At 41.6% G+C, this 24857-nt stretch carries 20 protein-coding genes; 9 read left to right on the forward strand and 11 right to left on the reverse strand.

All coding sequences use genetic code 11. The features are described from left to right. Window positions 1–9: 9 nt before the first annotated feature. The 8 genes from D2V08_RS13770 to D2V08_RS13805 all read right to left on the reverse strand — a co-directional run bounded on the left by D2V08_RS13770 (window position 10) and on the right by D2V08_RS13805 (window position 8369). Window positions 10–2421: a TraG family conjugative transposon ATPase gene (locus tag D2V08_RS13770; RefSeq protein WP_119608738.1), complete on the reverse strand. Its 2412-nt coding sequence runs from the start codon at window positions 2419–2421 to the stop codon at window positions 10–12. Beyond that, window positions 2414–2692, reverse strand: coding sequence for a hypothetical protein (locus D2V08_RS13775; protein WP_119608739.1), 279 nt, complete (start codon window positions 2690–2692; stop codon window positions 2414–2416). The genes D2V08_RS13770 and D2V08_RS13775 overlap by 8 nt, the downstream gene beginning before the upstream one ends. Continuing rightward, the gene (locus tag D2V08_RS13780; RefSeq protein ID WP_119608740.1) at window positions 2692–2979 is read right to left on the reverse strand and encodes a hypothetical protein; all 288 of its coding nucleotides are present in this window, start codon (window positions 2977–2979) and stop codon (window positions 2692–2694) included. Before D2V08_RS13780 ends, D2V08_RS13775 begins: the two co-directional genes overlap by 1 nt. A 364-nt stretch (window positions 2980–3343) precedes the next feature. Continuing rightward, window positions 3344–4006, reverse strand: coding sequence for an ATPase (locus D2V08_RS13785; protein WP_182835556.1), 663 nt, complete (start codon window positions 4004–4006; stop codon window positions 3344–3346). Further along, window positions 4003–4542 (reverse strand): hypothetical protein, encoded by a 540-nt coding sequence (locus D2V08_RS13790; protein ID WP_119608741.1) that lies wholly within the window; start codon window positions 4540–4542, stop codon window positions 4003–4005. The genes D2V08_RS13785 and D2V08_RS13790 overlap by 4 nt, the downstream gene beginning before the upstream one ends. Window positions 4543–4546: 4 nt before the next feature. Then, window positions 4547–4825 carry a helix-turn-helix domain-containing protein gene (locus D2V08_RS13795; RefSeq protein WP_119608742.1) on the reverse strand — a complete coding sequence of 93 codons (279 nt, stop codon included), beginning with the start codon at window positions 4823–4825 and terminating at the stop codon, window positions 4547–4549. A 285-nt stretch (window positions 4826–5110) separates the two neighbouring features. Continuing rightward, on the reverse strand, window positions 5111–5950 hold the full coding sequence (locus tag D2V08_RS13800; RefSeq protein ID WP_119608743.1) for an RteC domain-containing protein: 840 nt from the start codon (window positions 5948–5950) through the stop codon (window positions 5111–5113). A gap of 13 nt (window positions 5951–5963) precedes the next feature. Continuing rightward, window positions 5964–8369 carry an aminotransferase class I/II-fold pyridoxal phosphate-dependent enzyme gene (locus tag D2V08_RS13805; protein WP_119608744.1) on the reverse strand — a complete coding sequence of 802 codons (2406 nt, stop codon included), beginning with the start codon at window positions 8367–8369 and terminating at the stop codon, window positions 5964–5966. A 197-nt stretch (window positions 8370–8566) separates the two neighbouring features. Here D2V08_RS13805 and D2V08_RS17225 point away from each other — a divergent pair, with 197 nt between their 5' ends. From D2V08_RS17225 to D2V08_RS13820, 4 genes are all read left to right on the forward strand, one after another. Next, window positions 8567–8947 carry a DUF7793 family protein gene (locus tag D2V08_RS17225; RefSeq protein WP_147374132.1) on the forward strand — a complete coding sequence of 127 codons (381 nt, stop codon included), beginning with the start codon at window positions 8567–8569 and terminating at the stop codon, window positions 8945–8947. Window positions 8948–8957: 10 nt separating this feature from the next. Then, a complete protein-coding gene (locus D2V08_RS13810; protein ID WP_182835557.1) occupies window positions 8958–9884 on the forward strand; it encodes an AraC family transcriptional regulator in 927 nt (308 codons plus the stop codon). Window positions 9885–9980: 96 nt separating this feature from the next. Then, on the forward strand, window positions 9981–10433 hold the full coding sequence (locus D2V08_RS13815; protein ID WP_119608746.1) for a MauE/DoxX family redox-associated membrane protein: 453 nt from the start codon (window positions 9981–9983) through the stop codon (window positions 10431–10433). 61 nt (window positions 10434–10494) lie between these two features. After that, a complete protein-coding gene (locus D2V08_RS13820; RefSeq protein ID WP_119608747.1) occupies window positions 10495–10740 on the forward strand; it encodes a DUF6520 family protein in 246 nt (81 codons plus the stop codon). Between the two features lie 120 nt (window positions 10741–10860). Here the strand turns inward: D2V08_RS13820 and D2V08_RS13825 are convergent, their stop codons facing one another. From D2V08_RS13825 to D2V08_RS13835, 3 genes are all read right to left on the reverse strand, one after another. Beyond that, the gene (locus D2V08_RS13825; RefSeq protein ID WP_182835558.1) at window positions 10861–13167 is read right to left on the reverse strand and encodes a zinc-dependent metalloprotease; all 2307 of its coding nucleotides are present in this window, start codon (window positions 13165–13167) and stop codon (window positions 10861–10863) included. A gap of 73 nt (window positions 13168–13240) precedes the next feature. Next, window positions 13241–14677: a RagB/SusD family nutrient uptake outer membrane protein gene (locus D2V08_RS13830; RefSeq protein ID WP_119608749.1), complete on the reverse strand. Its 1437-nt coding sequence runs from the start codon at window positions 14675–14677 to the stop codon at window positions 13241–13243. A 16-nt stretch (window positions 14678–14693) separates the two neighbouring features. After that, window positions 14694–17726, reverse strand: coding sequence for a SusC/RagA family TonB-linked outer membrane protein (locus tag D2V08_RS13835; RefSeq protein ID WP_119608750.1), 3033 nt, complete (start codon window positions 17724–17726; stop codon window positions 14694–14696). A 759-nt stretch (window positions 17727–18485) separates the two neighbouring features. On the opposite strand from D2V08_RS13835, the gene D2V08_RS13850 reads away from it, so the two are divergent. From D2V08_RS13850 to D2V08_RS13870, 5 genes are all read left to right on the forward strand, one after another. Continuing rightward, entirely contained in the window at window positions 18486–18812 is a 327-nt protein-coding gene (locus D2V08_RS13850) for a helix-turn-helix domain-containing protein (RefSeq protein ID WP_182835559.1), read from the forward strand. A 202-nt stretch (window positions 18813–19014) separates the two neighbouring features. Then, window positions 19015–19890 (forward strand): pPIWI-associating nuclease domain-containing protein, encoded by an 876-nt coding sequence (locus D2V08_RS13855; protein WP_245980590.1) that lies wholly within the window; start codon window positions 19015–19017, stop codon window positions 19888–19890. A 177-nt stretch (window positions 19891–20067) separates the two neighbouring features. After that, window positions 20068–21099 (forward strand): SIR2 family protein, encoded by a 1032-nt coding sequence (locus D2V08_RS13860; protein WP_119608754.1) that lies wholly within the window; start codon window positions 20068–20070, stop codon window positions 21097–21099. Window positions 21100–21107: 8 nt separating this feature from the next. Then, window positions 21108–22856, forward strand: coding sequence for an ATP-binding protein (locus D2V08_RS13865; RefSeq protein ID WP_119608755.1), 1749 nt, complete (start codon window positions 21108–21110; stop codon window positions 22854–22856). Window positions 22857–23004: 148 nt separating this feature from the next. After that, entirely contained in the window at window positions 23005–24747 is a 1743-nt protein-coding gene (locus D2V08_RS13870; RefSeq protein WP_119608756.1) for a DUF262 domain-containing protein, read from the forward strand. Window positions 24748–24857: the final 110 nt, after the last annotated feature.

The following is a 24857-nucleotide window of genomic DNA, read 5'->3' on the forward strand; positions in this document are numbered from 1 at the left end:
TATCCATTTTCATAGGGTTTTCTTTTGTTGATTAATAAATGTTTCAATAGCATGCTCCATATCCCCATATTGATCATAGAGATCCATAATTTCACCATTCTCCACCCCATCGGTCAGATAGGCGGCATACACCTCTGGGGGCACTTCCAAACGAAACACATTGCTTTCCTTGCCAATCTTGATAAATATTTCGGTGTATTTCTGATTCCCAATGAGATTGTTCCTAATGGATTTGAGTTGGTTCAGGTCGTGGCAGGAAAGATGAAGTCTCCTTTGAAGATCATCATAGCCTTTCTCGTTCCTTAGGCTGTAGATGACCTGTGTATTCTCCAATATACTGGCAGCGGTAGCGTTTTCGGGTAATTGATTTATGGATTGCAAGACGATCCCGATAGCCCCGTTCTGTTTTCGGATGGCCTGATAATAATACTCTACACTCTCCAACACGTTTGGAAACTTCAACTGTTTGGCGAACTCATCAAAAAGAATAATACCGCGTTGGGAACGGTTGCGCCATATGGTGCGCAGAATGGCCGACTTGATAAGCTTGAGCATTACCGATAGGATTTCCTTGTTGTCCTTGACCTCGTCCAGTTCAAATACGATCAAGCGTTTGTCCTCCAAAATATAGGACTGGTCCTCGTCCACAGCGAACAGAAAACTATAAAGCCCGTCATCCACATATTCTGAAAGAATGTGCAAAAAGCCATACACATTGAAATCGGATTCTTGCAGCTTTAAATCCTGAATCAAAGTATCCTTTCGACGGTCAACAAAGTTGTACAGAGAAGCCAAGGAGTGGTCTTTCCTGATGTACCCGTAATAGTACAGCAAGATCTTCTTTAGTGCCACTTCTTTGGCCTTGGTTACCTTATTTTCGGCCATCAGTTCCAAGAGGAATAAGGTCAGATCTTCCAAACGCTCAGGGTTCAGGTCAGCTTCACCCGATATATAAAAGGGATTGATTCCCAAGTTCTTTCCAGGTTCGTAACGCAGTATGATATGTTGGTCCGGATACAGTTTGGCAAACTTCGCATAAGAACCACCAAGGTCGATAATGACCAACCGGACACCATCTTCGAAATATTGCCTGAGGATATTATTGGCCAAAAAGGATTTCCCTTCCCCGGTCGGAGCGAAAATGGCAAAGTTCCTGGCTTTGATACGTCGCTTCCCCTCATCCCACACATCCTTGAGCACCGGAATATTGTATTGACGGTCATTAAAGATTATTCCAGTACTGTCCGAACCATAATTTGTGTTATTGATAAACAAACAGAGCGCATGCTTCAAATCGGTCACATACATATCTTCATTGGAAAAATGGGTGACATGGCAGGGATGGGAATTTAAAAAGTAGTGTTTGCGTTCCTCGCTCATGGGATGATATGGCAGAATGTCCAACTCTTTAAAAACAGCCTTGATCTGTGAAGCAATCCTTTTCAATTGATCCGCTTCCGAATGCCAATAGACCAGGTTCGTATGGCCTCGAATAATCCTTGAGGTGTCGTCTTGATTGATCTGATCGACAATATGACGGATCTTCTGTAACACTGCCTTGTTACGAGTCCCAAAGTTGGAACTCTTGGAAAGCTCCTCCATTTTCTTTTCCAATGTCTTCATCCACTTGTGCTTGTCATCCAAGTAAATGATTTGGTTGATGATGTGATTCTCATTCAGTTCTAGACCGATTCCATCCAAAAAGCCTTGGTGGAATACAAAATCATCTGTCCTTAACTTATCGTTGGGCACACTGCTTTGGACAGTATTTCCAAAACAGCGTTCATTGGTAAGGGCCATTACGTCAAAATAGTGGTCTCCGATGGCAATGGGTCCTTTACCCAGCTGGATATCCGTATCGAAATCACGGTTGAAACCATTGAAGTAATCGTTGGTATGGTCAAGAATACTTTGGGCCACCATCGGAACAACACTCATCCTCCTTGTGTTATTGATATAGGAGACCGCATCGTTCACTGCAGTTATAAATGAAGCCACTTGCACATCCAATTTCCGATGATACCCCTTGTCCACTTTACGAAAAGGGTTTACATATTTGGAAGCGTTCAGCTTATTGTCCAGAGGTAGAACAAAGAATAGATAGCTGTGATGTTGCAAGTGGTCCCTGCCCTTGAAATAAGTATAGGTCGCCCTTTGCAAAAAGGTTTCCTTGGGAAGCTGATTCCCATGGTAGCCCCGCTTTTGATACATATCCTGTTTATGGATGACCGTTCCTTTGGGCATGGATTTGAAAGCCTGGAACCAAATCCCATGAAGTTCTTCAAAATCCGATTCCGACAAGGAGTACACTTCAGCCAATTCCAACCGATAACCGAGCACTACATTCCCGTTATTGGCAAAGACCACGTGGTTTTGAATGTCCAAGATGGGATGACATGTATTGAAGTTGATTTTAGACATGGGACAAAGGGCTTAATTTTTTATTGCTGATGACGGAAGGAAAGGTATGTCCCACTTTAATATGGAAAGGTTTATTGACCCACTGTATCAATGCCCCATATAAAAGGACATTGAATAACAGCAGGGCCACGATGACACTAAAACTGAATGAAAAAATGGTGATCAATAACGAACCGATGACGGCTACCATTAGCAGCGCGAACAGGGAAACCGGCAGCCCGAAAATGATGGCGCGCTTACGTATATTTCGATATACAGTGTACTTTTTCATCACACAACGATTCCGATGAGATAGGTAAATATGCCAACGACAGCTCCCGCGATCAGTACAAAGACAAGTACCCGGGTTATCCCCTTTTTGAGGTCTGAATTCTCACCAAAGAAATGTCCTGCATTGAAAAGGAAACCCACCAAAAAAATCACCCCAAGGATGATGGGGAAGATGGCACGGATGGTATCGGAAATGTCATTGACAGAATCTTCAATGCCCCCAATTTGGGCCAAAACGGTACTGGTGGCAAATAAAAAGAAAATGGTTGGGAAGAATGATTTTTTCATAGTAGCAACGATTTTATAACCTATGATTTACAACTACTGGAAAAGTACATCAAAAACACACTTAAATATCTGTATATCAGATATTTGTTGATATCCTTTTTATTATGGCCCGTTGCAGCCAATTGTATGCGATCACCATCAAAAAATAGGAGGGTTCAACATATTGCTGTGGATAACTCCAATGCATTTGAAAACACAATGGCACCAAAACGTCATTTTTCAGGGTATGGTCGTCAAAAATGGCTTGAAAATTGACTTCCAAATTGTAGAAAGGCTTTTAGGAAAAACATTGGCATAGGTAGGGTTCTGATTTCCTTTTCAACCAGCAAACGCAGATGGTCCAAAACCTTTTACAATAATTGATTCACTTCCTTTTGTCCTTGCTGTTGTGGTCAAAGGCCACCAAGTTGAACATCTGGCGCATTCGACTTCTTACCCTTTTTCCATAACGCTCTTCCAGTTCCTTGGCATTGAGATTGGTGGTGCAATGGGTACGTACCTGATGGTTGACAAACAGTTCATAGCGGGAAAGTAGAATTTCACCCATCACATTGCAGTCCTTGCCAAAATGCTTGCCTAAAGGTTCCACTCCAAGGTCATCGAAGCAAAAGTATTGACCATCACCATAATCTGATATGGTCTTATATCCGATATGGTTGAAGCCGAACACCAAGTTCCGGCTAGGAATCACGGTATAGGGCCGTTGGTAGGGAACCAAGAACTTAAGGAGCCGCATGAGGCTGGTCTTACCACAACCCACTGGTCCGCTCAACAGCAGACCTTTATTGGGATCAAGACCATATTTTTTACAGCTGTCGTAATCACGAATCATGTAATTGCACAATTGCAACAATAGGCCATGGTCTTCCTCATAAATCTTGAAATTATCCCCGAACATGAGTTTGCCCTTGGCCTCCAGGTATTTCAGCATCTTTTCGAAACTGTACAGCACCTGATTCCCCTTAAGCTCGCCCAAACGATAGGTAGTATTCCCTTCAGTGATGATATGTGGATAATCCAATTTCATAGCGGTTCCCCATAGTCCTTCCCTTCGCTTGTTTTCAAGTTGTCCCGAAATTGAACAAGTTCACCAGGTTTGGCCTTGGTCTGCGAATCAAACGATGGATCAAGATTAAAATTTTCGCGTGTATCACTATTTTTTTTGTTTTTCAAGCTTTGTATATGTTTGTTTATAGGTATTAATGCTTGTTCAGGACTTGTTTCATTTTGATCACAGTTGTTGTTCATTGCTTGTTCAGTACTTGTATCAAAATTGAACATCTTGACTTTGCTGCCCTTGAAAGGGTTGTGTGAAGGTTGGTACCCGATATAGTTCCAATGGCTCAATTCTTTGATGCATCTGTGATAAGTGGCAGTAGAACCGATTTTGGATATACGCATCACCTCCGCCCTATTGATATAAAATTCCGGTCTAAAGTAGAAGCTGTTCCAAAAATGGAACAAGGTCATGTACAGGCTGATGTGGGTGGGGTTCAAACGGCTGTCCTTGGAAAATTGACCAAAAATCCCATTCAAGTGGGAGATATAATTGATGTCCTCCAATTTTTTAGAATCTTGGGTTGACCTTATTGCGTTCCAGCACCTCCATGATTTCCCTTTGGTCATAGTACAGTATCCCGCCTATTCGGGTATAGGGCAGGGTGCCATTGATCCTTAAGTTTTGGAGGGTGCCAGGGGATATACCCAACAATTCCCTGACTTCATTGGACTTAAGCCATTTCTTTGCTGACTGACCCTCATTGTTTTGCAATAGATCTTTGATGTCCTCCAAGAGTTCCATTTTGAATTCCATAAGGTCCTCTGAGGTAATAATAGTTGCTCCCATTCGTATTGATTTTTTAAAAAAAGGGCCGCTGCATTGGGTTCATTCAAATTGACGGCCCTTCCACTGATTTGACTTTCGGAAACAAAACTGAGAAAGCTTTTTGGAAAAAAATCCATAGTTGGTACCTAGGTGGGAACGATTTTATCTCACATAAAATTTGGGGCCATCCAGTACGTTTTGAAACCATTGAAATGCGTAATACAATCCAACAATGAAGGATTCAAAGCTGAAATACCAATGAAATGCTGAATTCCCAAGTGGGTAACAACTTGGTATACCATAGTTTTATTCCTCAAGGGAATCCATTCGTTGGTTCAGCATTTCTATCAGCCTATCCAGAAAGCGCGTTCTGCTGGTTTTTCGCGACCTGATATCAATAAAAGTATGGTAATAGTTTCCCAGGTCCACATTGTAAAAATGCTCAAAATGGGAGGCCAATTCTTTGATTTCAACTGTTCCACTATTTACGGAACTGCTGGAATGCAAGGCATATAAGAGCTCGATAAGGTCGGTCTTGCTGCCCGTCCAAAATAATTTAGAAGGTTTTTCCATAGGTGTGTTTTTTGCTGGTTCAAGGGCATTGTTGAGATCATCGACCTCCTTTCTGAGATAAACGATAAGCATATCATAGGCCATTATGGTCGCCACAGTACCGTCCTGGCAGGTGGAAAACTGGTCATCGATCAAAAAATGGAAGGATTCCAAGGGCAGTCTCAAATCCCGGTTACCACGTACAAAGTACTGCTCATCGAGGGACATGGCACCACGGCGGTAATAGTTATAAAACTCTAGGTTATCGTTAAAGAAGGTCTGCAACTTGTCGATGTGCTGCTGGAGATATTTGACCTGTGCAGCATTCTTGCCACGGGGACGTTTGCTTTCAATATTGAACAAACGGACATAATAAATAAGCTTGCTGAAAATCTGGGGCTTGACATGCTTGAAGAAATATATCTCATCTGCCTGGTTTTCGAATGTCTTGCCCGTAATCTGTTTCTGAAGTTTACGGATACACTTTTCCACCAGCACGATCCCCTTCTCAGCTTTGAAAAGGATATCCCCGTTCCCTTGCTCCAAGGACTCCAATTGTCCCTCAAATTCCGATAACAGTTTTTGGTATTTCATGGTAACTTTACCTTTACCGTTGACCTTCCATCACCCCGAGCAACTCCAAAATGAAATTATCACGGGTCTGGAGATAGGCATACTTTTCCTCAACGATTGCCCCAAGCTTTCTCTTCTCAAAGGATGCGGTCATCCCAAGATCTATTTTGCGCATACCAAGTGCAATGCCACGTTCAATGGTGCGATACAAAAGTTGCCGATAGGTGGCATAGGTCTTCAAATGTCCATAGTCCAATCCCACAAAGGCAGGAACATAGACTTGATCGGTATTTTTATAACAGAACATGACCCCCAAAACCCTTTCCGGTGCATTCAAGGGACACAGCACAATAAACTCCCATAATTGGTTTTGGTTCATATGTTCAAAAAGCGTATCTGGGAATGTATAGGTATTCAGTCCGAGGTTCCTGGCATGGACTTCTTCAAACAGCATTTTAAATTGTGATAATTGCCCTTGGGCCACACAATCATGTACAGTACTCGAAACAGTCTCCAAAAACGGTTGCACATCCTTGCGGAAGTGGCGTCTATTTCTTGAGGATAAACGGACGATATAGGTTTCCATGGAAGGGATGTTAATCAAATCAATCGAACATGAATTTGGCATCCGTATCCTTAGAAAGCCATGTCCATACAAGTCCCCATGCCATAGTGTATCTTCGGGAAAATCGCGTAAAACCGTCATCTTAGCACCCAAATCCTGTTCCCTTCCTTCCAACCATTCCAAAAAAGAAACCTTGGCCTTTTCGGCCAATGGATGTGAGGCATCCCAAAATAGGTGGTTCCCTTCCGTAAAAAGGCATCCCATGGATAGTATCATAGAGGACAAGTGGTACGAAACCTTCATTCGTTGCTCTTCAATATTTTTGGAAACCTCGGCATTCGCCAACATATCGTCTTTCCACAGGGACAGGGTCACAAAGGTCATTAGGACGGGCACTCCCTCACCATCCTTGATGATCAGATATAGAAAAAGCCAATTATGCTCCTTTTTGCTGTGCCCTTGGAAGACTTGCTCGAGAAACCTTAGACCATCCCAGTCATAGACGCCCTGTCCTCCCAAAAAACGATTCCATTGCACTTTGTCAACCTCCACAATGGATTCAAAGTTTTCCATTTTAAGTTCGGCAGGCTCCTTCGCTTTGATGTATCTGAAGGGTTTCAATTTGAAGGCATGGAACACCCGTTCGGTATTTGTATGGGTATCCTCCAAAGCCTTAGGAAAATGATATGCCATGGCGTCCACCAAGCTTTTGATCTCCTCCTTTTGGTTGTGTCTTGAAATAGTGATGCGCACCCCTGTGTTCTTCACCGGTACTGCAGGGAAAATACCCAGATTGACATAATAACCGTCCTGTATCAAACGGTTTACAAAATTGTAACCGGTCTTGGGCATCCCCGTCCCGATATAAAATACAGGCGATTCATTGGTATCGATCAGGGGCAGTTCAGTATTGGAAAGATATGAATTGAAACAATCGATACGTTCGCGCAGCTCTGCCTGGAGCCCATAGATCTCCGGGGACAAATGGATTTGTGCCGAAGCAATGGCTGCCGCCACCGATGCCGGTTCCAACTGGGCCGAGAAGGTCAACGGCCCACCAAAGGTCTTGATCTTGTCATATAGTTCAGGATTGGAGCAGGCCAACACGGCCCCACTGGCCCCGAAGGTCTTGCTCAGTGTCCCAAAAAGCAGCACATTTTCAGGAAGCTCCCCTAATTGATCCAACACATAGCCCGTACCATTTTTGCCTACCCAGCTCATCCCGTGCACATCATCAAAGTAAAAATGCAACTGAGGATATTTTTTGGACAGTTCCATCAATTCGGCAACGGGAGCATAGTCCCCGTACATGGAATATATACCATCTGCCATATACCAGATCTTTCGCTTCGAACCGCGGTATTTCCGGATTTTGTCCTCCAACATTTCCAGGTTATTGTGCCGTATCATTTCAATGGGGACACTACGCGTCTTGAGCATCTTGGCCGCATTCTGTACGCTCCAATGCACCTGGTGGTCCAAAACGATCACATCATCATCGTCCACGGCACTGGGGATGACTCCCATATGGCCCAGAGTACTGTTTTTGGTAATGATAATGGGATTATCGTACACTTTCCCCATATATTGCTCCAGTTCCCCATACAATGGATTCGAAATATAGGATTTGGACAATGGAAATTGGGTACCATATCGTTCAATGGCCTCCTTAGCCGCCTTCTTCAATCTGGGGTCTTGCTCCAGTCCCAAATACCCAGTGGTACCAAAATGGTAGAGATTCTTCCCATCGATGGCGATGGTCCGGCCAGAAAAGGAGTTTCCCCCGGCATAAAGGTGCAAAACCCCTGCTTCCCTTGCTTGTGTGAACACTTCGTGTACGGTGTTCAAAAAATTGTGTTGCTTGATCTTTGCCATATCTATTGGTCATATTTGTCATAAAAAGTAATGGTAATTGTAGGATTCCAACCTATTGCAATCAGTTATAATCCTTCTTAGATAACACATTATCCTTTTTGGATAAACCAAAGTCCTTTTATTAAAGACCTAACAGATATCCTCAAAATCCAGTTGGAATAATTTTGTAAGTTCAACCCATTACCAGTTTTCAAGACATGAAAGAATCCCATGAGAATGCCTACGCTGTCTATCTGTTGACCGATGAGCTTCTGCATATCGTTTATAAGCGTGTCCCATATATAGATCTCAAAGCGGCACAGGTCATCGTCAAGGACCGCATGATGCTTCAGAAGGGAAAGGAAATGCCCGTGCTCTGTGATATCCGGCAAGTCAGAAAGGTGGACAAACCCGCTCGGGATTATTTTGCACTGGAGGGTTCCCTTTGGATAAGGGCCTTAGCTTTCTTGGTCGACCCTCCAGTCACGGATGTCATCAGTAGCATATATTTGGGAACCCATGCCCAAAAAGTCCCAACAAAATCATTCATCAAAAAAACGGAGGCCCTGCGTTTTCTACAGTACCAGGAAAGCCCATAAACCCCTTACCATGCCAAACAGCGATGACTTCAGAGTAAAACGTATCCACCAATTGCTATTGGAAATGGCGAGAGGGAATTTTTTCTACAGCTTGGAGCCGGAAGAAAAAAATGACAATATCGCCTCTTTGGTGGTCATGCTCAATATGGTCAATGAAGAGTTGCGGGACTCCTTCATACACCAAGGCTTTACCAATGCGCACCACACGCCTCAGTATATGATACAATTGTCCTTACTATTGGATTCCAATGGTCGTATCGAAATGGTCACCAACAATTCATGTTCCCTTCTGAAATGCCTGCCCAATGACCTTATCGGAAAACCGCTTAACGATATTTTGAGCAAACCCTCACAAAAGAAGTGGAACCAGAAACTGCCCAAACTATTAAAAAAGGAATATCATGAAACGGTCTTAAAACTGGAATTTGTCAGCTCCAAAGGGCTATTGCTGACCAAGGACTGTAATATTACCGTTTTTCAGAACCTGAATACAAAAGAATCCAAAATATTACTGGACACCGTATTCTTTTCCAAAGGAGAGCCCTTTCCAAAAGAGAAGGCCGCAAACAAACTCATGGTCACCAAGGGAACAAAAGATCACAAGGTTCGATTAAGCCCCAAGGACATTCAAATTATGAGGGATGTCCATGACATGATTATCAACAATCTAGAGAATGACCTGCCCAGACTAAAGGACCTTGCCCTCCAGATGGGCACCAACGAATACAAATTGAAATATGGTTTCAAGCAAATGTACGGCATCACGGTTTTCAGGTTCCTGACCCAAGAAAGGCTTCGGCAGGCCAAGACCCTCATCCTACACAGCCAGCATTCCCTCAAACAAATTGCCCGAATGACGGGCTTCAAGAGCATTACCCATTTCTCTAGGGCCTTTAAAGAAAAATATGGGCTTCCTCCCAGCCAGGTAAGACGATAAAATACAATAGCCGATTTAGGTAATCCCTTTCAGATAACAGAAACTCCCGTATAAATAATTCAGACCCCTGAACTTTGTCATATCCATTCAAACGATATGTCCAAGACAACAACATACCAAAAGCTCATTTATGCCATAGGCCTGGTCTTGAGCGTGCTGTTTATTTATACGGCCACCAGCAAATTGGTACAGCTCGACACCTTTCAATCACAATTGGAGCGAATGCCCTACCTGTCACCATATGCAACTTGGCTTACCTGGACAGTTCCTTTTACCGAGCTGGTGATTGCTGGCCTTTTGCTCATCGAAAAGCATCGCACCTTGGCCATATACGCAAGCTTGTTCCTACTGGGGTTCTTTACCATTTATATCACTGCTGTACTACAATTCAGTGACTCCATCCCCTGTTCCTGTGGGGGTGTGTTGTCCATGCTGGGATGGCAGGACCACATCCTGTTCAACCTCACCTTTATGGCCTTGGCCTTTTGTGCCATTCTACTCATCAGAAAACAAAACAAGCTAAAGTTGCTTGATCAAGATACTACGTAGTGCCAGGGGAAGCCGAAAAACTGTAGAAAAGAGTAGGCAATAATTCATAATAGTTGATATCATGAAAACAAATTTTTTAAAAATCGTTTTACCGGCCTTCGCCATCATTTTGGCGGTCGGCCTGGCCTTTGCCACTGAGGACAATTCTGTAGACCGCTTGGCCTACTATAATGTCCCTGGTCAAGGATGGCAATCCACCATGGTTCAAGAATCATGTGACGACAGTGGAGCCATTCCATGTAAGATCGGTGTTTACCAGTTGTACGAAGAGCCTGATTTTGGCAGTACACAATTGCACAAAGACTAAAAATTCGGTCTAGTGTTCATCTTCAAAAGGTGCCTTAAAACAAGGCACCTTTTTTAACTAACTCAAATACATCCATAAACCTATGGGATTCCCCAAAGTCCATGGCTTACCTTTAATACACTATTCCATGGCATTGATTTTCCTTAAGCACAATTGCCAGTGCCCCCTATTGGGACCTTTCTTGTTTCTTTTTAATGTGTTCTTAATCTCTTTCTTTAACTCTATCAGTTGCTGCATCAGTAACCCCTTGGCATAGTCGGAATGGATAAAGAATTGTTCCTGGGCATCTAAACCTGGGCCTTCTTTCTCGAGAATTCCAATGACCCTTCCGATATAAAGTTGTTGTAGTTCCTGACGTCTTGCATCGATGGGAAAAGTTTTTGACCGCAGCTCTTGGAACAGCCCTGATTGTAGTTTAGACAAAAATGTAACAACCAAGTTTTCATAGCCTAAAAAAGACTCCATATATTCCAGTCGCTTCAACCTATTGGCCGATAAGAGTTCAAAAAGCAATATTCGCTGGTGTTCCAAGATCTTGTCCGAAAAAGTGGAAAACCGTGTCCTTGTATGAAAACTTGGTTTGACCAACCACTTTGGTGGATCAAAAGCATGGGACAACAGAAAGTCCAAAGCTTCCTCCTGCATATCCCTATCCAACGGGTTATACATCGGCCCTGGTTGGCTAATGGATTTATAGTGGATATCATACCCCCCGACCAGGGCCAACACATGTTTCATATGATCCAACCATAACAATCCCGTTCGCTCATATAAGCGTTCCAATCGGGCATTGTCATTTTGATCATGACAGGCGTCCGGCAACATCCCTATGACCCTTTCCAGGTTTTTAAGCGCCAATCGGGTACTTTGTACCGGATTATTGGTTTCCACCACCTCATTGGAGGCCGCGGGACCACTAACTTCCAGCCTTCCAAAATTGAACCGATACCAGGGTACCGAATCTTGCCACCTGATCATTTGCTCCAAGGCTTCCGCTTCCGCTTTCTTGGTGGTCTCTTTCGGGAATTCCGTATAGGCCCATTGGATATTATAGTGATCGGTAGGCCCTACTTTTTGCAATAATAGCGATGGAGGTATACTATCTTCTGGCTGCGGAATATTGGACGATCGGGTATAGTTCATGATACTGGGGGTATGGCCCATCTTCCGAAGCCATATACTATCGGTCATCTTGTCCCAAGGATAGGTAAACTCCCCAAAATTGCCATCTATCAGTCCAAATGCATGACCCGCTTCATGGGCTGCTATCACTTGGAACAATTGACCGGTCAGGGTTTCGGGAAAGGGAAATCGTTGAGCCCTTTGATCAAGGGGCGCCGCCCTTACAAAATACTTCTCCATTACGGTTCGTGCCGAGGCACCCATGAAAATATCTCCCCGTAATATTTCCCCGGTCCTGATATCAATCACCTGGCCAACAGTTCCCCCATAGTTCTCTTCCTCGGAACCACGCAGGTACTTTTTTTGTGACCAGTGCACCATATTGAAATGGATACGGTGTGCTTGCCAGGGGTCCAAACTATCCAGTTCTTTGACCACTAGGGCATCCTTGAACCCGGCAGACTCAAAAGCAGGAAGCCACTCCTCTATCCCTGCTTTGATATAAAGTCTCCACGGTTTGGGCACATCAGGGGATATCCAAAAGGTTATGGGTTCCACCGGTACACTGACCTCTCGGTCCTTGAATTTCTTTTCCAAGCGCCATCGGGTGATATTGGCCTTTTTGTTGATCAGATCAAAATGGATTTGGTCAATGGCATCATCAAAAAAACCCATTCGGTAATCAAACCGTCTGGACTTCATGGGAATTGGCAAAGCGGCAAACCCATAGAACATGGGCACCGCTATCCTGGATTTCCCCATGACCAGTCCCTTGCGCACCTTAATGACCACCTCGTTGTCCCAGTTCCTGGCCCCCAGGACCAGACTGATTTGCGGCACAGGGGTTTCCGTATACCTAGGATTCCACTCGATAGCTTGACTCAAGAGCAGCTCCGTTGCATTTATGGTATAACCATCAACCGTCTCCCCCGTCTGCTCCACAGGATAAATACCAATGATATTGTCCTTCTGTGCAAGTCGTTCCCTAACCGGCAATAGGATACCTGCGGTAGACTCGATCCGCGGTATTTTCAATATGATGTCATCCCCGTGTAAGTCCCAGACCACTTGAAGGTATTTGGGTGTTGGCACATGATCATATCGGACAAACATCATGGGAGTATCCAAAAGAGACTCCGGTATGGTCAAAAAAAGCTGATCATCACGAAGGGTAGTGCTCAAAAAAGAAGACTGCTCCTTAGGGATATTTCCGCCCTCGTACTTGGATAAAAAAAAGTCAGGCTCCCTGGTAAATCCTAGGAAAGGCATGATTCCCATAACGATATAAAATATAAGCTGTTTCATGGTATCTATATATGTTATTGTGGTATCCTTGCCAACCAGGATCAAATGCACCCGATTGGCAAGGGAACCTGTTTTAATAACCGTTGTTCTGTGGCAATAAATTGGGATTGGTTTCCAATTCGGCTTCTGGGATGGGAAGCAATACATCCGTAGGCTTCCAATTGGATTTTAAAGCCCCCAATACTTTATCGGCACGACCAGTACGCTTCAAATCGAACCAGCGATGTCCCTGTTCGGTAAAGAGCTCTATCCGTCGTTCCTGAATGATGGCCTCCATAAGACCATCAAGGGTACCGAATGCAGTATCGGGTAATTCGGCCCGGTTCCTTATCCTATTAAGGTCGGCCTGTGCCCCGGTGATATTTCCCAATCGTGCCCTGGCTTCCGCCCGGATCAAATACTGTTCCGCCAAACGAAATAAGATGGAGTATTCCAAGGATACCGTTTCATTGAGATCGGCCTTGTACTTATAGGCATAGTGGAGGGTAATGGTACCGTCCCCATCCGAGATACTGTTTACCCAATGATCACGTCGCAGGTCATCGGTCTCAAAGGCGCCCAAGAGGTCATCTGTCAGGGCATAGGTCTGTCCCGGAATGCCCTGAATGATCAACTGCCCCGCCTCCCTGGTATTCTTCGGAAAATCGGCATCGGCTTTCAGCTGCCAGATGGTTTCAGGGGAATCCTTTAAAAAAACACGATCCAAATCCTGCTCCAACACAAAGGCACCGATAAGCTCCGTGGAATGGGTTACCGCCTTTTCCCATTGTTTCGTATACAGGTACATTCGGGCCAATAATGCTTTTGCCACATGGGCATCAGGAAGAATCCTTCCAGTAGCATCCATCCCGCTCTCTTCAAATAGTACCACGGCGTCATTCAAATCGGCAATGACCCGTTCATAAACTTCGCCAACCGCCATACGGTTTACGTCATTGTTCTCCACATAATCCGTTGTGGTGATATACGGTACATCCCCGTAAACCCCCACCAATAGACTATGGATATAGCCCCTTACGAACAGAGCCTGTCCCTTGAACCGTTTCCTTTCATCATCGGTAAGATTCTCCGATGCTTCCACGCCCTTGATGATATCGTTGGCACTATAAATCAGGTGATAGGCCTGGCTCCACCAAGTAAAGACAAGGTTGTTCCCAGCGATAACATTATGTTGGTACAATTGGGAATAGTCCGCATTGGAGGCGAAATAATCCAGTTCATCGGCGTAAATGCCCATACCTGTGGTCAGGCCAAAACTGCCCGAAACCATCCCCTGCTCCCTCATCTCGAAATACAGGTTGGCCAATGCGGATTCCACGGTGGCAGCATCATCAAAAACAGTTTCGGAAATCAAGGTGTTCTTCGGTGGGTCAACTTCCACAAAATCGGAGCATCCCCATAGGGAAAGGCCTAGGGCCACTAATACTAGGCAATGGCCAAAGACCACCTGTTCCAAAATGACCATACCACCCTTCTTAATCAAATATAATAGTTGTTCTATTCGTCTCATAGTATTTTTTTAAAGGTTAAAAACTAAATTGAAGCCCTAACGTAAGCTGCCTTAAAGGGGGCAACCGAATATTGGAGGGCTGTTCCGGATCTGGTCCCAGATAATCGGTAAGTGTCCATAGGTTTTGCCCTTGGAGATAGACATTGATATCCAATCCATTGTCCAAACCAGGTACTTTATAGTTCAGGGATATATTGCGCAACCGAACAAAGGAAGCATCGGATACCGCGGCATTGCTCTCTTGCTGCAAGGCCCCTTGATTGTTGCTTAAATCCAGACCACTGGAAGCGCGTTGAATATCCGTGATATCCCCAGGTTCCTGCCAACGATCGTACAACTGCACCAAGGAATTGGTCTGCCATCCAGGGGAGGCATTGTACCGCAATGCATTATAGGCCTTTTGCTTTTTAAACTGGAAGAACACATCCAAGGTCAGATCTCCCCATTTAAAGGTATTGCCAAGTCCCCCATAAAAGTCCGGTGCCAGGTCCTCGATCCATTCCCGGTCTTCTGAACTACTGATATTACCATCGCCATTATAGTCCTCGAATTGGTACAATCCCGTCTCAGGATCGACCCCTAAGGACTGGTACAAATTGACGATGGTCAAGGGTTCCCCCAGTACATATCGATTGGCGAATGTGGAAGTTTCCAAGCCATCAAAGGCCACTAGCTTGTTTTTGGGTATCGTCAAATTAAATGTGGTGGTCCAACCGAACTTACCGGACCTGATATTCACCGTGTTCAAATCAATCTCCACACCTGTGTTTTCCACAATGGCATCAAAATTCCCCGTCAAAGAGGAAAAGCCCGTGGTGGCCGCCAAGGGTATGCCGACCAACTGGTTGGAGGAACGGTTTCGGTACCAAGAAGCATTGACCATCACCCTATCCTTAAAAAAACCCAGCTCCAGGGCAGCTTCCAGTTTTTTGTTTTCCTCCCAACCAAATTGGGGGTTGAATATGCCCGTAGGCTCCACCACGGTCACCCCATTGTAATTGTTCCCAGTGACCGAATAGGTATCCAAGAAGCGGTAATCCCCGATATTATCACTTCCCGTGGTCCCATAGCTGGCACGCAGTTTCCCAAAACTCAATGGGGAATCCGCTCCAAAGATGGATTCCTCCGAAAAGATCCAGGCCAATCCCACCGCACCAAAATTTCCAAACTGTCTACCGGGCCCGAAACGGGAGGAGCCATCACGTCTTCCCGTCAGATTAAGTAAATATCGATTCAAAACGTTAAGATTGACCCGTCCAAATACCGCGTTGTATCGGTACTCGCTATCGGAATTGGAAAGTACCTCCAAAGTTTCAGCGGCTGCCATGTTCCGTATCAATTCATTATTGGGGAACCCACGGCCCCTCAGCACCGATTGTTCAGAGGTCTCCTGTTGGAATGTGGTTCCCAATAGCACATCCATTGAAACTCCGTCCCATTCCTTTCGCCAGTTCAATTGTGGCTCAATGATCCACGACTCCCTTTGGGAACCATTGGTCATGAGACTGGAATAATTCTGTGGGGTAAGCCCAAAACCTGGATTTCTGGCCGAGCTGGGCATGGTCCGATAGGTATCCAAGCGGTAATTGGTATACCCGAAACTGGATTTCAGTTCCAAATTGGGTCGTATCGCATACGAAAGCACCGCATTGGATATCAGGGTTTTTGAACCGACCACATAGGATTCCTCCAAAATGGCCAAGGGATTGTCCCAGGTATTGTTCTCCCAGTTCAAATTCCCCTCTTCATCAAAAAGTGCCGGGGCATTGGGTGGCAAGGTATAGGCCTGTGCCGTAAAATCGCCACTGGGCAACTGGTTGTTCTCTTGGCTGTAACTCGTGGACAAATTGAGCATAAAACGCCCATTCTCCGATCTATGGTTCAGATTGGAGTGAACACTCGCCCTCTCGTATTTAAAATCCCCGGGGAAGACCGTGGTCTCCTTTTGATAAGCGCCACTGACCAAGAACTGGGTCAAATCATTGCCCCCGGACACCGAGAGTTGTGCATTGTTACGGTATGCCGTACCTCCGATAAGTTCTTCCTGCCAATCCGTATACCGATCTTGATCCCAAGTCTTAAGATCGGGCCAGAAAAAATCAAAGATGGGACCTTCGAACAGGTCCTGAAACCCATCATTGGCAATACCTTCCCTTCGCAATTCCAAGTACTGTGGCGTATCCAGAAGCTCCAAATAGTTGGACACTTCACCAAGGGTGGTACTCAGGTGGGCATCAAAACGCGTCTTTCCGGCCCTACCCTTCTTGGTGGTGATCAACACCACGCCATTGGCCCCCCGGGAACCATAAATGGCAGTGGCGTCCGCATCCTTCAAAACTTCGATGCTTTCAATATCACTGGGATTGATAGCATTTAGCGGACTGATATCCCCTCCCACGATCTGATTGGAAACCCGGGCCGCTCCCAAGGACTGGGAACCAAAGGGCACCCCATCCACAATAAATAAGGGATCGGAAGCCCCATTTAGAAAATTCCGCCCCCGGACCTCCACGGAAAACCCACCTCCGGGAACCCCGGTATTCTGGACGATGTTGACCCCTGACATATGCCCCTGCATACCCGCCAAGGGGTTGGCCACGGGTTGCTTTTCCAAAACATCGGACGTAACGGTGGCAATATTACCGGTACGCGCCTTTTCGGAGACCTTATAATAACCCGCATTGAGCACCACTTCACCCAAGGCGGTCACATCCTCTACCATGAAGATACGAATGTCATCCCTACCGGACAGTGGAACGGATTGTGATTTAAATCCCACCATGGAAAAGACCAGCACATCCCCATCGGAAGCAGCGATACGAAAGCCGCCGTCCATATCGGAAATGGTACCGGTACCAGTGGCCTCAACTACAATGTTGACACCAGGCAACGGATTGCCATCCATATCGGTAACGGTACCCGATACCATGGTCTGAAAACGCATGATTTTCGTACCGGCCAAGACATTAGATGAATGCCATGGAGCCAATACTAAATAAAACAGTAAGAGCAGGACGGTCCTGCTGACATAAAAAGATAAATTCTTCATAATTTTGAGATAGTTTGATTAAACAGTTTGTGTTTATTGAATCACACCTCTGGACAGCTACGACCCTGTCTGGAGGTTTTTTATTTACACTGCCCTCAAGTCACCACAAAATCGTAACTTATAAGGGCCAAGGTTCAGGCAAAGAACACCCTGTCCAGGCACAAGCTGTACCTAGAGATAGGACTCCTAAAAAAGAAATGGACTATGAAAATGGATTAGGGCCGGATACCCCAAAAGTGTATACGTCAGTCATGGGACAAAGAGATAAAACGAATCCAGAAACAATAAAACGGATATCCCACAACTATAGTCACAACATCAATTAAATGGGATTCTTGGGCTTCTTACGAAACAGGATATCGAACACCGAGTGCGATGTCCCAAAAACAGGACAAAAACACGATGTGAACCCCACATTAAAAAGTTGCCAAATGTTTCCCATAACCATAAAAGGTAAGCGACACATCGAAAAAAATAAAACCAAACGCCAAGAAACAAGTTGGGCGTGAAAACTCAACTCATTGCCATTGGGGTACTGGTATACCTTGCAACAATAAGCGAGCTCACGCCCGGGTCGTGAGCAAACTGCTTATCATCTCGTTGCAAAAATTACCAGTTTTCAATGGCGAGATTCAAAGCGAATGCTTCTAGTATTTTCCTTTTAGAAGAATCGCAAATGTATTTATAACAATGGCAAGATAGCAAATTTTTATAATCATTTGCTATCGCGAACAGATATTTTTTTGTGAACCTCTTTTTTTGAATAAAGTAAACAAGTTGCCAAAGAGTAATTCAAATAAAATAGAATTAAAAAAGATAAACGCTTTAGTGAATAAGTATTTATGCAATTTTATCACTAAAAAATTCTTTAGCCCATTTTATGATAAAGACGGCAACGAAATCTCACAAAATGAATATTCCAAAGGTTGTGGGATTACTTCATCAACTTTAAGTAAAATTAAACAATTAGACGGCTACAATATTCCTTTAACCACTGTTTACAGTATTTGTCGTTTTGAAAATTGTTCCTTGCAAGATTTTTTTTCAGAATTTGAAAAGGAATATGGAACAAACATCCGGCCTTGAGGCAACAAAAATAACAAGTTTACTTTCCTTACAGAATGCCGTATTTCTTCCTGATTGGTATTTCTTACTTTTAGTTCGATTCTGTCTTAAGAAACCTTGTAGCTTTGATATCAGGTATTTTAAAAAAGCAAAACCTGGACCAAGCCAACCACATTGGAAATGTATGCTCAAATAAGTTCATTATATAAAACTGTTGTATGTAATGGAAGAAAACATTTTGGATAAAATGTCAAAATTGAAAGGAATGAATTCTAAACTGATAGAAATGGGTAAAATTGCCGACAGATTTGCATTGCCTGAAAGTGTTCAGCGAATGATTGATACACAAAACAAATTCAAATCCTTACTTCCAAAGATAGAAATACCAACTTATATTTTTCAAAAGTTTGATATTCCAAAGTTTAAACCATTATTAAATTCCGAACTACTTGAAAGTTTAAGGAACATTGGGAACATTGGTGAAAGGTTAAAGAATAATCCTGAATTACAATTTGGATTTATAACAGACCTTGAAATTCTAAATTTAAAATCCGCAGAGGAATTTAAAGAAAGTTTAGTTACAAATTTGACCGATGAAGACATAAAAACCAAAGAAGAAATTTTGGCAGAAAATCTTGTGCCATATTTGGAAAAACTTGGGCTTGATAATCTGTGGTATGGAGCAAATCACGCACTCGAAAACAATTCAAATCCTGACAGATTAAGACATTGCTTAATTTCTTTGCGTACAATTTTGGAATATTTAATTGACGACATTCTCGCACCAATTGAGAAATTGAAAGATGAAGAAATGTTTGAGAAAGAGTTTATGAAATATAAAAATGGAAAACAAAAACTAATTCACGTACGAATTAAAAGAGAGCAGAAAATTGAGTTTTTTACATCTCAATTTGAATATGGAATGTTAGAAGATTTTACCAAAAATGAGATAAAATATGTATGTGATTGTTATTCGATTTTATGCAATGTTCATCAACCAAATGTCGGAATTACAGAAAATCAAGTTAGGAGTTTAAAAGTCAAAACTGGAATTACGATTTGGTTATTGGCTTATCTAAACGAAATAATTAGTGAATAAAGCACTACACATAACAATGGTTAAAAGTAGTTGCTTGTTCTCACCTACTTCTGAAAATTCTCCAGAATTTTCAGTTTGGTGCGCACTGGCAAAGTTAAGTACTAACGTACGCAACTACTCATAGCCTAGAAAGTTGTTCTTAATATTGAAAAACACCGAGTATAAAACAAAAAATGGATGAATAAAGAAAAAGAAGCTGTATTAAAACAATTACAAACTTGGACAAATAATATTCCTCTAATTGTTCTTGGAAGCGGAGCTTCTGTTCCTTTTAAACTTCCTTCAATGTGGACTTTGGGGGATTTTTTGAAAAGTTCAATAAGTTTTACAGATTCTAATGACCAAGCTCAATTTGAAAAATTTAAAGACGAATTTGACAAAACTGGTGATTTAGAAAAAACACTTACAAAACTTCAATTAAGAACCAATGTACTTGCTGAAATCGTTGATAAAACTTGGGAACTTGTCAATGAATCAGATTTAAAAGCGTACGAGAAAATTATCAACAAAGAAATTGAATTTCCCTTAGCCGAGTTATTAAAATATTTCTTAGACACAGCAGGTAAAAAAGTTTCAGTTGTAACAACGAACTATGATAGGTTAGCTGAATATGCTACTAGTCTTGCCAAAGCGATTGTATGTAGTGGTTATGCTCAAAGTCATATTGGACACTTCTCAAACAATATTCAATCCAATAATTTAGCATCTTTAAACGGATATAAAGGACAAGTAAACATATGGAAAGTTCACGGTTCGTTAGACTGGTTTAAATCTAATGAAGATGAAAATATTCAACTTCCCTTAAGACAAAGTATTCCTAAAGACTATCGACCTTTAATTGTAACACCAGGCTTAAGCAAATATTCGGAGACACATAATGAACCTTATAGAACAATTTTCACACAAGCAGACTCTGAAATTGAGAATGCAAATGGGTTTTTATGTATTGGCTATGGGTTTAATGACACTCATGTTCAACCAAAACTAATTGAACAAATAAAAAACAATAAGCCAATTGTTGTAATAACAAAAGAACTTACTGAAAAAACTAAACAATCAATCATTGATAATAAATGCCAAAAGTACTTGCTTATCGAAGAGGCTAATTATAAAGACACCAAAATTTATTCTTCCAAATTTGGAGAATTTGTAATTGAAGATACTAGTTACTGGGAATTAGGAGAATATTTAAAACTAATCATTTCATAAACAGAATCATGGCTATATTCCAATTTGAAGAATCCATAAAAATCGGTACGGTTTTTAGTGTTGACACTTCTACTCTAATCGTGAAAGTTGAAGAACTTGAAAAGCTTCGAAAGCTGCAGGTAAATCATTTAATTGCTATAAAAAGTTCAAAAGCTGGACAACATCTAATTGGTATCATCAACCGAATTACAAGAAAAGTATCCGATGACAAGAATCCAGTCTCAGATGATTTAGGTCTAACCAATTTTTTGCTAACAGAAAACATCTTAAAAGTTAACCTAATTGGCACTTTAATAGATAAGCACGGACAGAAAGAAAATGTATTCAAAAGAACGTTAGATACAGTTCCTGAAATTGAAGCAAACTGTTTTCCTATTGACGGAGAAAATATTACAAAGTTTATGGGTACAATATCATCGAAGGAAAATTATGATATTCCTCTTTCACTTGGTAAGTACTCAATTGATGAAAATGCAGATGCGTATTTGGATGGAGACAAACTTTTTCAAAGACACGCTGTAATAGTTGGAAGTACTGGCTCTGGAAAATCTTGGTGCGTAGCAAAATTGGTTGAACAAATTGCAAAACTTCCAATGGCAAATTCAATTCTTTTTGATATTCACGGTGAATATAGTGGTGAGGAATTTAAAACCAATGGAATACAACACTCAAGAGTTGCTAACCCTTCTGACTTGGGGAAAACTGGTAATCTGCAAAACGGTGTTTTAATGCTTCCTTATTGGCTTTTGACTTATGAAGAAATGTTAGCAATGCTACTTGATAGAAGTGACAGTAATGCACCTAATCAAGCAATGCTATTTTCGAAAATAGTCTTTGAAGAAAAATTAGCTTATTTAGATTCTATTGGAGATACCGAATTTAGAGATTCAATAACTATCGATAGTCCCATACCATATAAAATTGAAAACGTATTGAACAAATTAAAAGCTCTAGATGAAGAACGAGTTCCCGGGACAAGACCAGGTTCAGACAAAGCAGGACCATTCAATGGAAAATTGACAAGATTCGTACAAAGGTTAGAGGCAAAAAGTCAAGACAAAAGACTAGGTTTCTTATTTCAAATATCAAATGATGAGTTAGATATTGACTGGATGAATAGTTTATGTAATTCATTAATGCAAGGTTCTAAACACAATGACCAAAAATCAGGTGTAAAAGTTATTGATTTTTCGGAGGTTCCTTCAGACGTTTTACCACTTGTTATTGGATTGGTAGCTAGAATAGTTTTCACTGTTCAGCAATGGACAGCAAATGATAAAAGACATCCTATTTGCTTATTGTGTGATGAAGCTCATTTATACATTCCCGAAAGGACAAGTCAAGATTCTGCTTCCGAACTTGGTTTAAAGAATTTTGAAAGAATTGCAAAAGAAGGAAGGAAATATGGTGTTAGTCTAACTGTCATAAGTCAAAGACCAGCAGAGGTTAACAGAACAGTTCTTAGTCAATGTAACAATTTCATATCACTAAGGTTATCAAATGCAGAAGACCAATCAGTTATAAAAAGACTACTGCCAGATAATCTTTCTGGACTAACAGATGTTTTACCAATTTTAGATATAGGAGAAGCTCTAGTCGTTGGAGACTCATCTCTTTTGCCGACAAGAATATTAATAGATGAGCCAACTATTAAACCTCAAAGTGCAACAATTGACTTTTGGAAAGAATGGAGCAATGAAAAAGCTGAACAAGATATTCCTAGTGCGGTAATTGGACTCAGAAAACAATCAAAGTAAAAAGTACAAAAGCGTAACAATAAGTATGAGGGGTCGTGGTTTAAGTGATAAAACAAAGATCAGCGCAAAACCGAAAAGTTAGTAAATTTTAATCCGCTACTTTACATATACAAGACCATTACCCACAATATAAACCAACCTCAATAGAATGATAAGCAATCTTATAGCCCAAATTGAAAATGACGAAATAGTATTACCTGCTATTCAAAGAGATTTTGTTTGGAATGAACAAAGGATAACTATGATGTTTGATTCAATAATGAGAGGATATCCTTTAGGAATTGCTCTGCTTTGGGAAACATATTTAAACATTAAATACAGAGAATTCAATAAGGACTTTCACAAGGAGATTAAGTATTCGTTTAAAGATAACGATGAAAATAGAAGGATAAAACTCGTTTTAGACGGTCAGCAAAGACTGCAATCACTTTATTTAGCGTTGGAAGGAACACTTGACGGTAAAAAAATGTTTTTTGATATCTTAAGTGGTAAAAAAGCCGACGATTTCAGGGAGGTTTTCTACATTTTTAGATTTCTTGACACCAATAAAGTTCAAGAGTTGAATCAAAAATCGATTGAGCTAAGAAAACAAGAAGAAGAAACGGAAGAAGAATTAAAAGATGTAGAAGACACTTCAATCTTTGTATCTATGAAAGAGATTCTTAACTCATCACCAGAAGGCAGACTGCATTTAAAAAACAAATGGAAAGAGACTTACAACCTTACGGACAAAGAGGTTCTGACTGTTGAACTTAACATGAACAAATTAGTGCATTCTATTACCAATGATTCCAATATTCTTAAGATTTCAACTATCGATGAAAACAAATCTCGAGACAGCCAAGACAGAAAAACTGAATCTGACATTTTAGAAGCATTTGTAAGGGTTAATCGACAAGGAATTGCATTGAGCCGTTCTGACTTGATTTTCAGTATGCTTAAATTAAACTGGAAAGAATCAGCAGAAGAACTACCAGAATTCATAAAAGAAATGAATGATGGAAACAATTTGGGAATTGATATTGATTTCGTTATTCGTTCACTTTTTGCAGTTTCAAATATGGGTTCGAAATTTGATGTTGACCTACTTCGTAAACATTCAAATGTTAAGAAAGTAAAAAGTAACTATGAACGAACTTGTAATGCTATACGGTCATTGGTTGACTTTATGGGTGATGACCTAAATATCCTCAATAGTGGTTTAATTGGGGGTAATCTAAACCTTATTCCAATTGTCTATTATTTGTCATACACTAAAGACAATTTGGTGCCGAATAGTGAAATTGGAAATCTAAAAAAAGCTTTATATATCTTTAGCTTCACAAAGCCATTTAGTCGTTATGGAGATAGTCGAATTGGTAAATTTATACGAGAAGAGCTTAAACCATTAGCAGAGAAAAATGACAATTCGTTTCCTTTAGATAATTCAATTTGGTGGGCAAATTATTGGGAAGGATATAACCGTTTTGACATTAAGCTATTACAGCGGAATAGACATCTAACTTTACATCTCCTTCAAGGAATGCAAGGAACCAAGGTTAAATACAAAAAGAATTCCCCTGAAATAGACCACATATTTCCCAAATCAATTCTGAGAGAAAAAGAGTATGAATGGTCTGAGATTGATACGATTGGGAATTTTTGGATTTTAGCCAAAACAAAGAACCAAAACAAATCAAACAAACATCCAAAAGACTACTTTGCGGATGTAGGCGAGGCAATCCTTGAAAAGTCCTTAATCGATAAGTCTCTTTTTGATTATTCCCAATACAAAACTTTCATCGCTAAAAGAGAAAACGAAATATTATCTAAAATCAAGGAAAATATAGACGTAGAAGATAATGAAATCGACTTTCCAGAGATTTGGGAAACGGAAGAAAACTCGGAATAAAAACCGTGGTTAACAATTTACATAAGTAGTTGCTTGTTCTCGCTTATCTCTGAAAATCCTCACGGATTTTCAGTTTGGAGTATACTTGCAAAGTTAAGTGCTAAACCAGG

Source organism: Flagellimonas lutimaris (assembly GCF_003581615.1).
GTDB lineage: Bacteria > Bacteroidota > Bacteroidia > Flavobacteriales > Flavobacteriaceae > Flagellimonas > Flagellimonas lutimaris.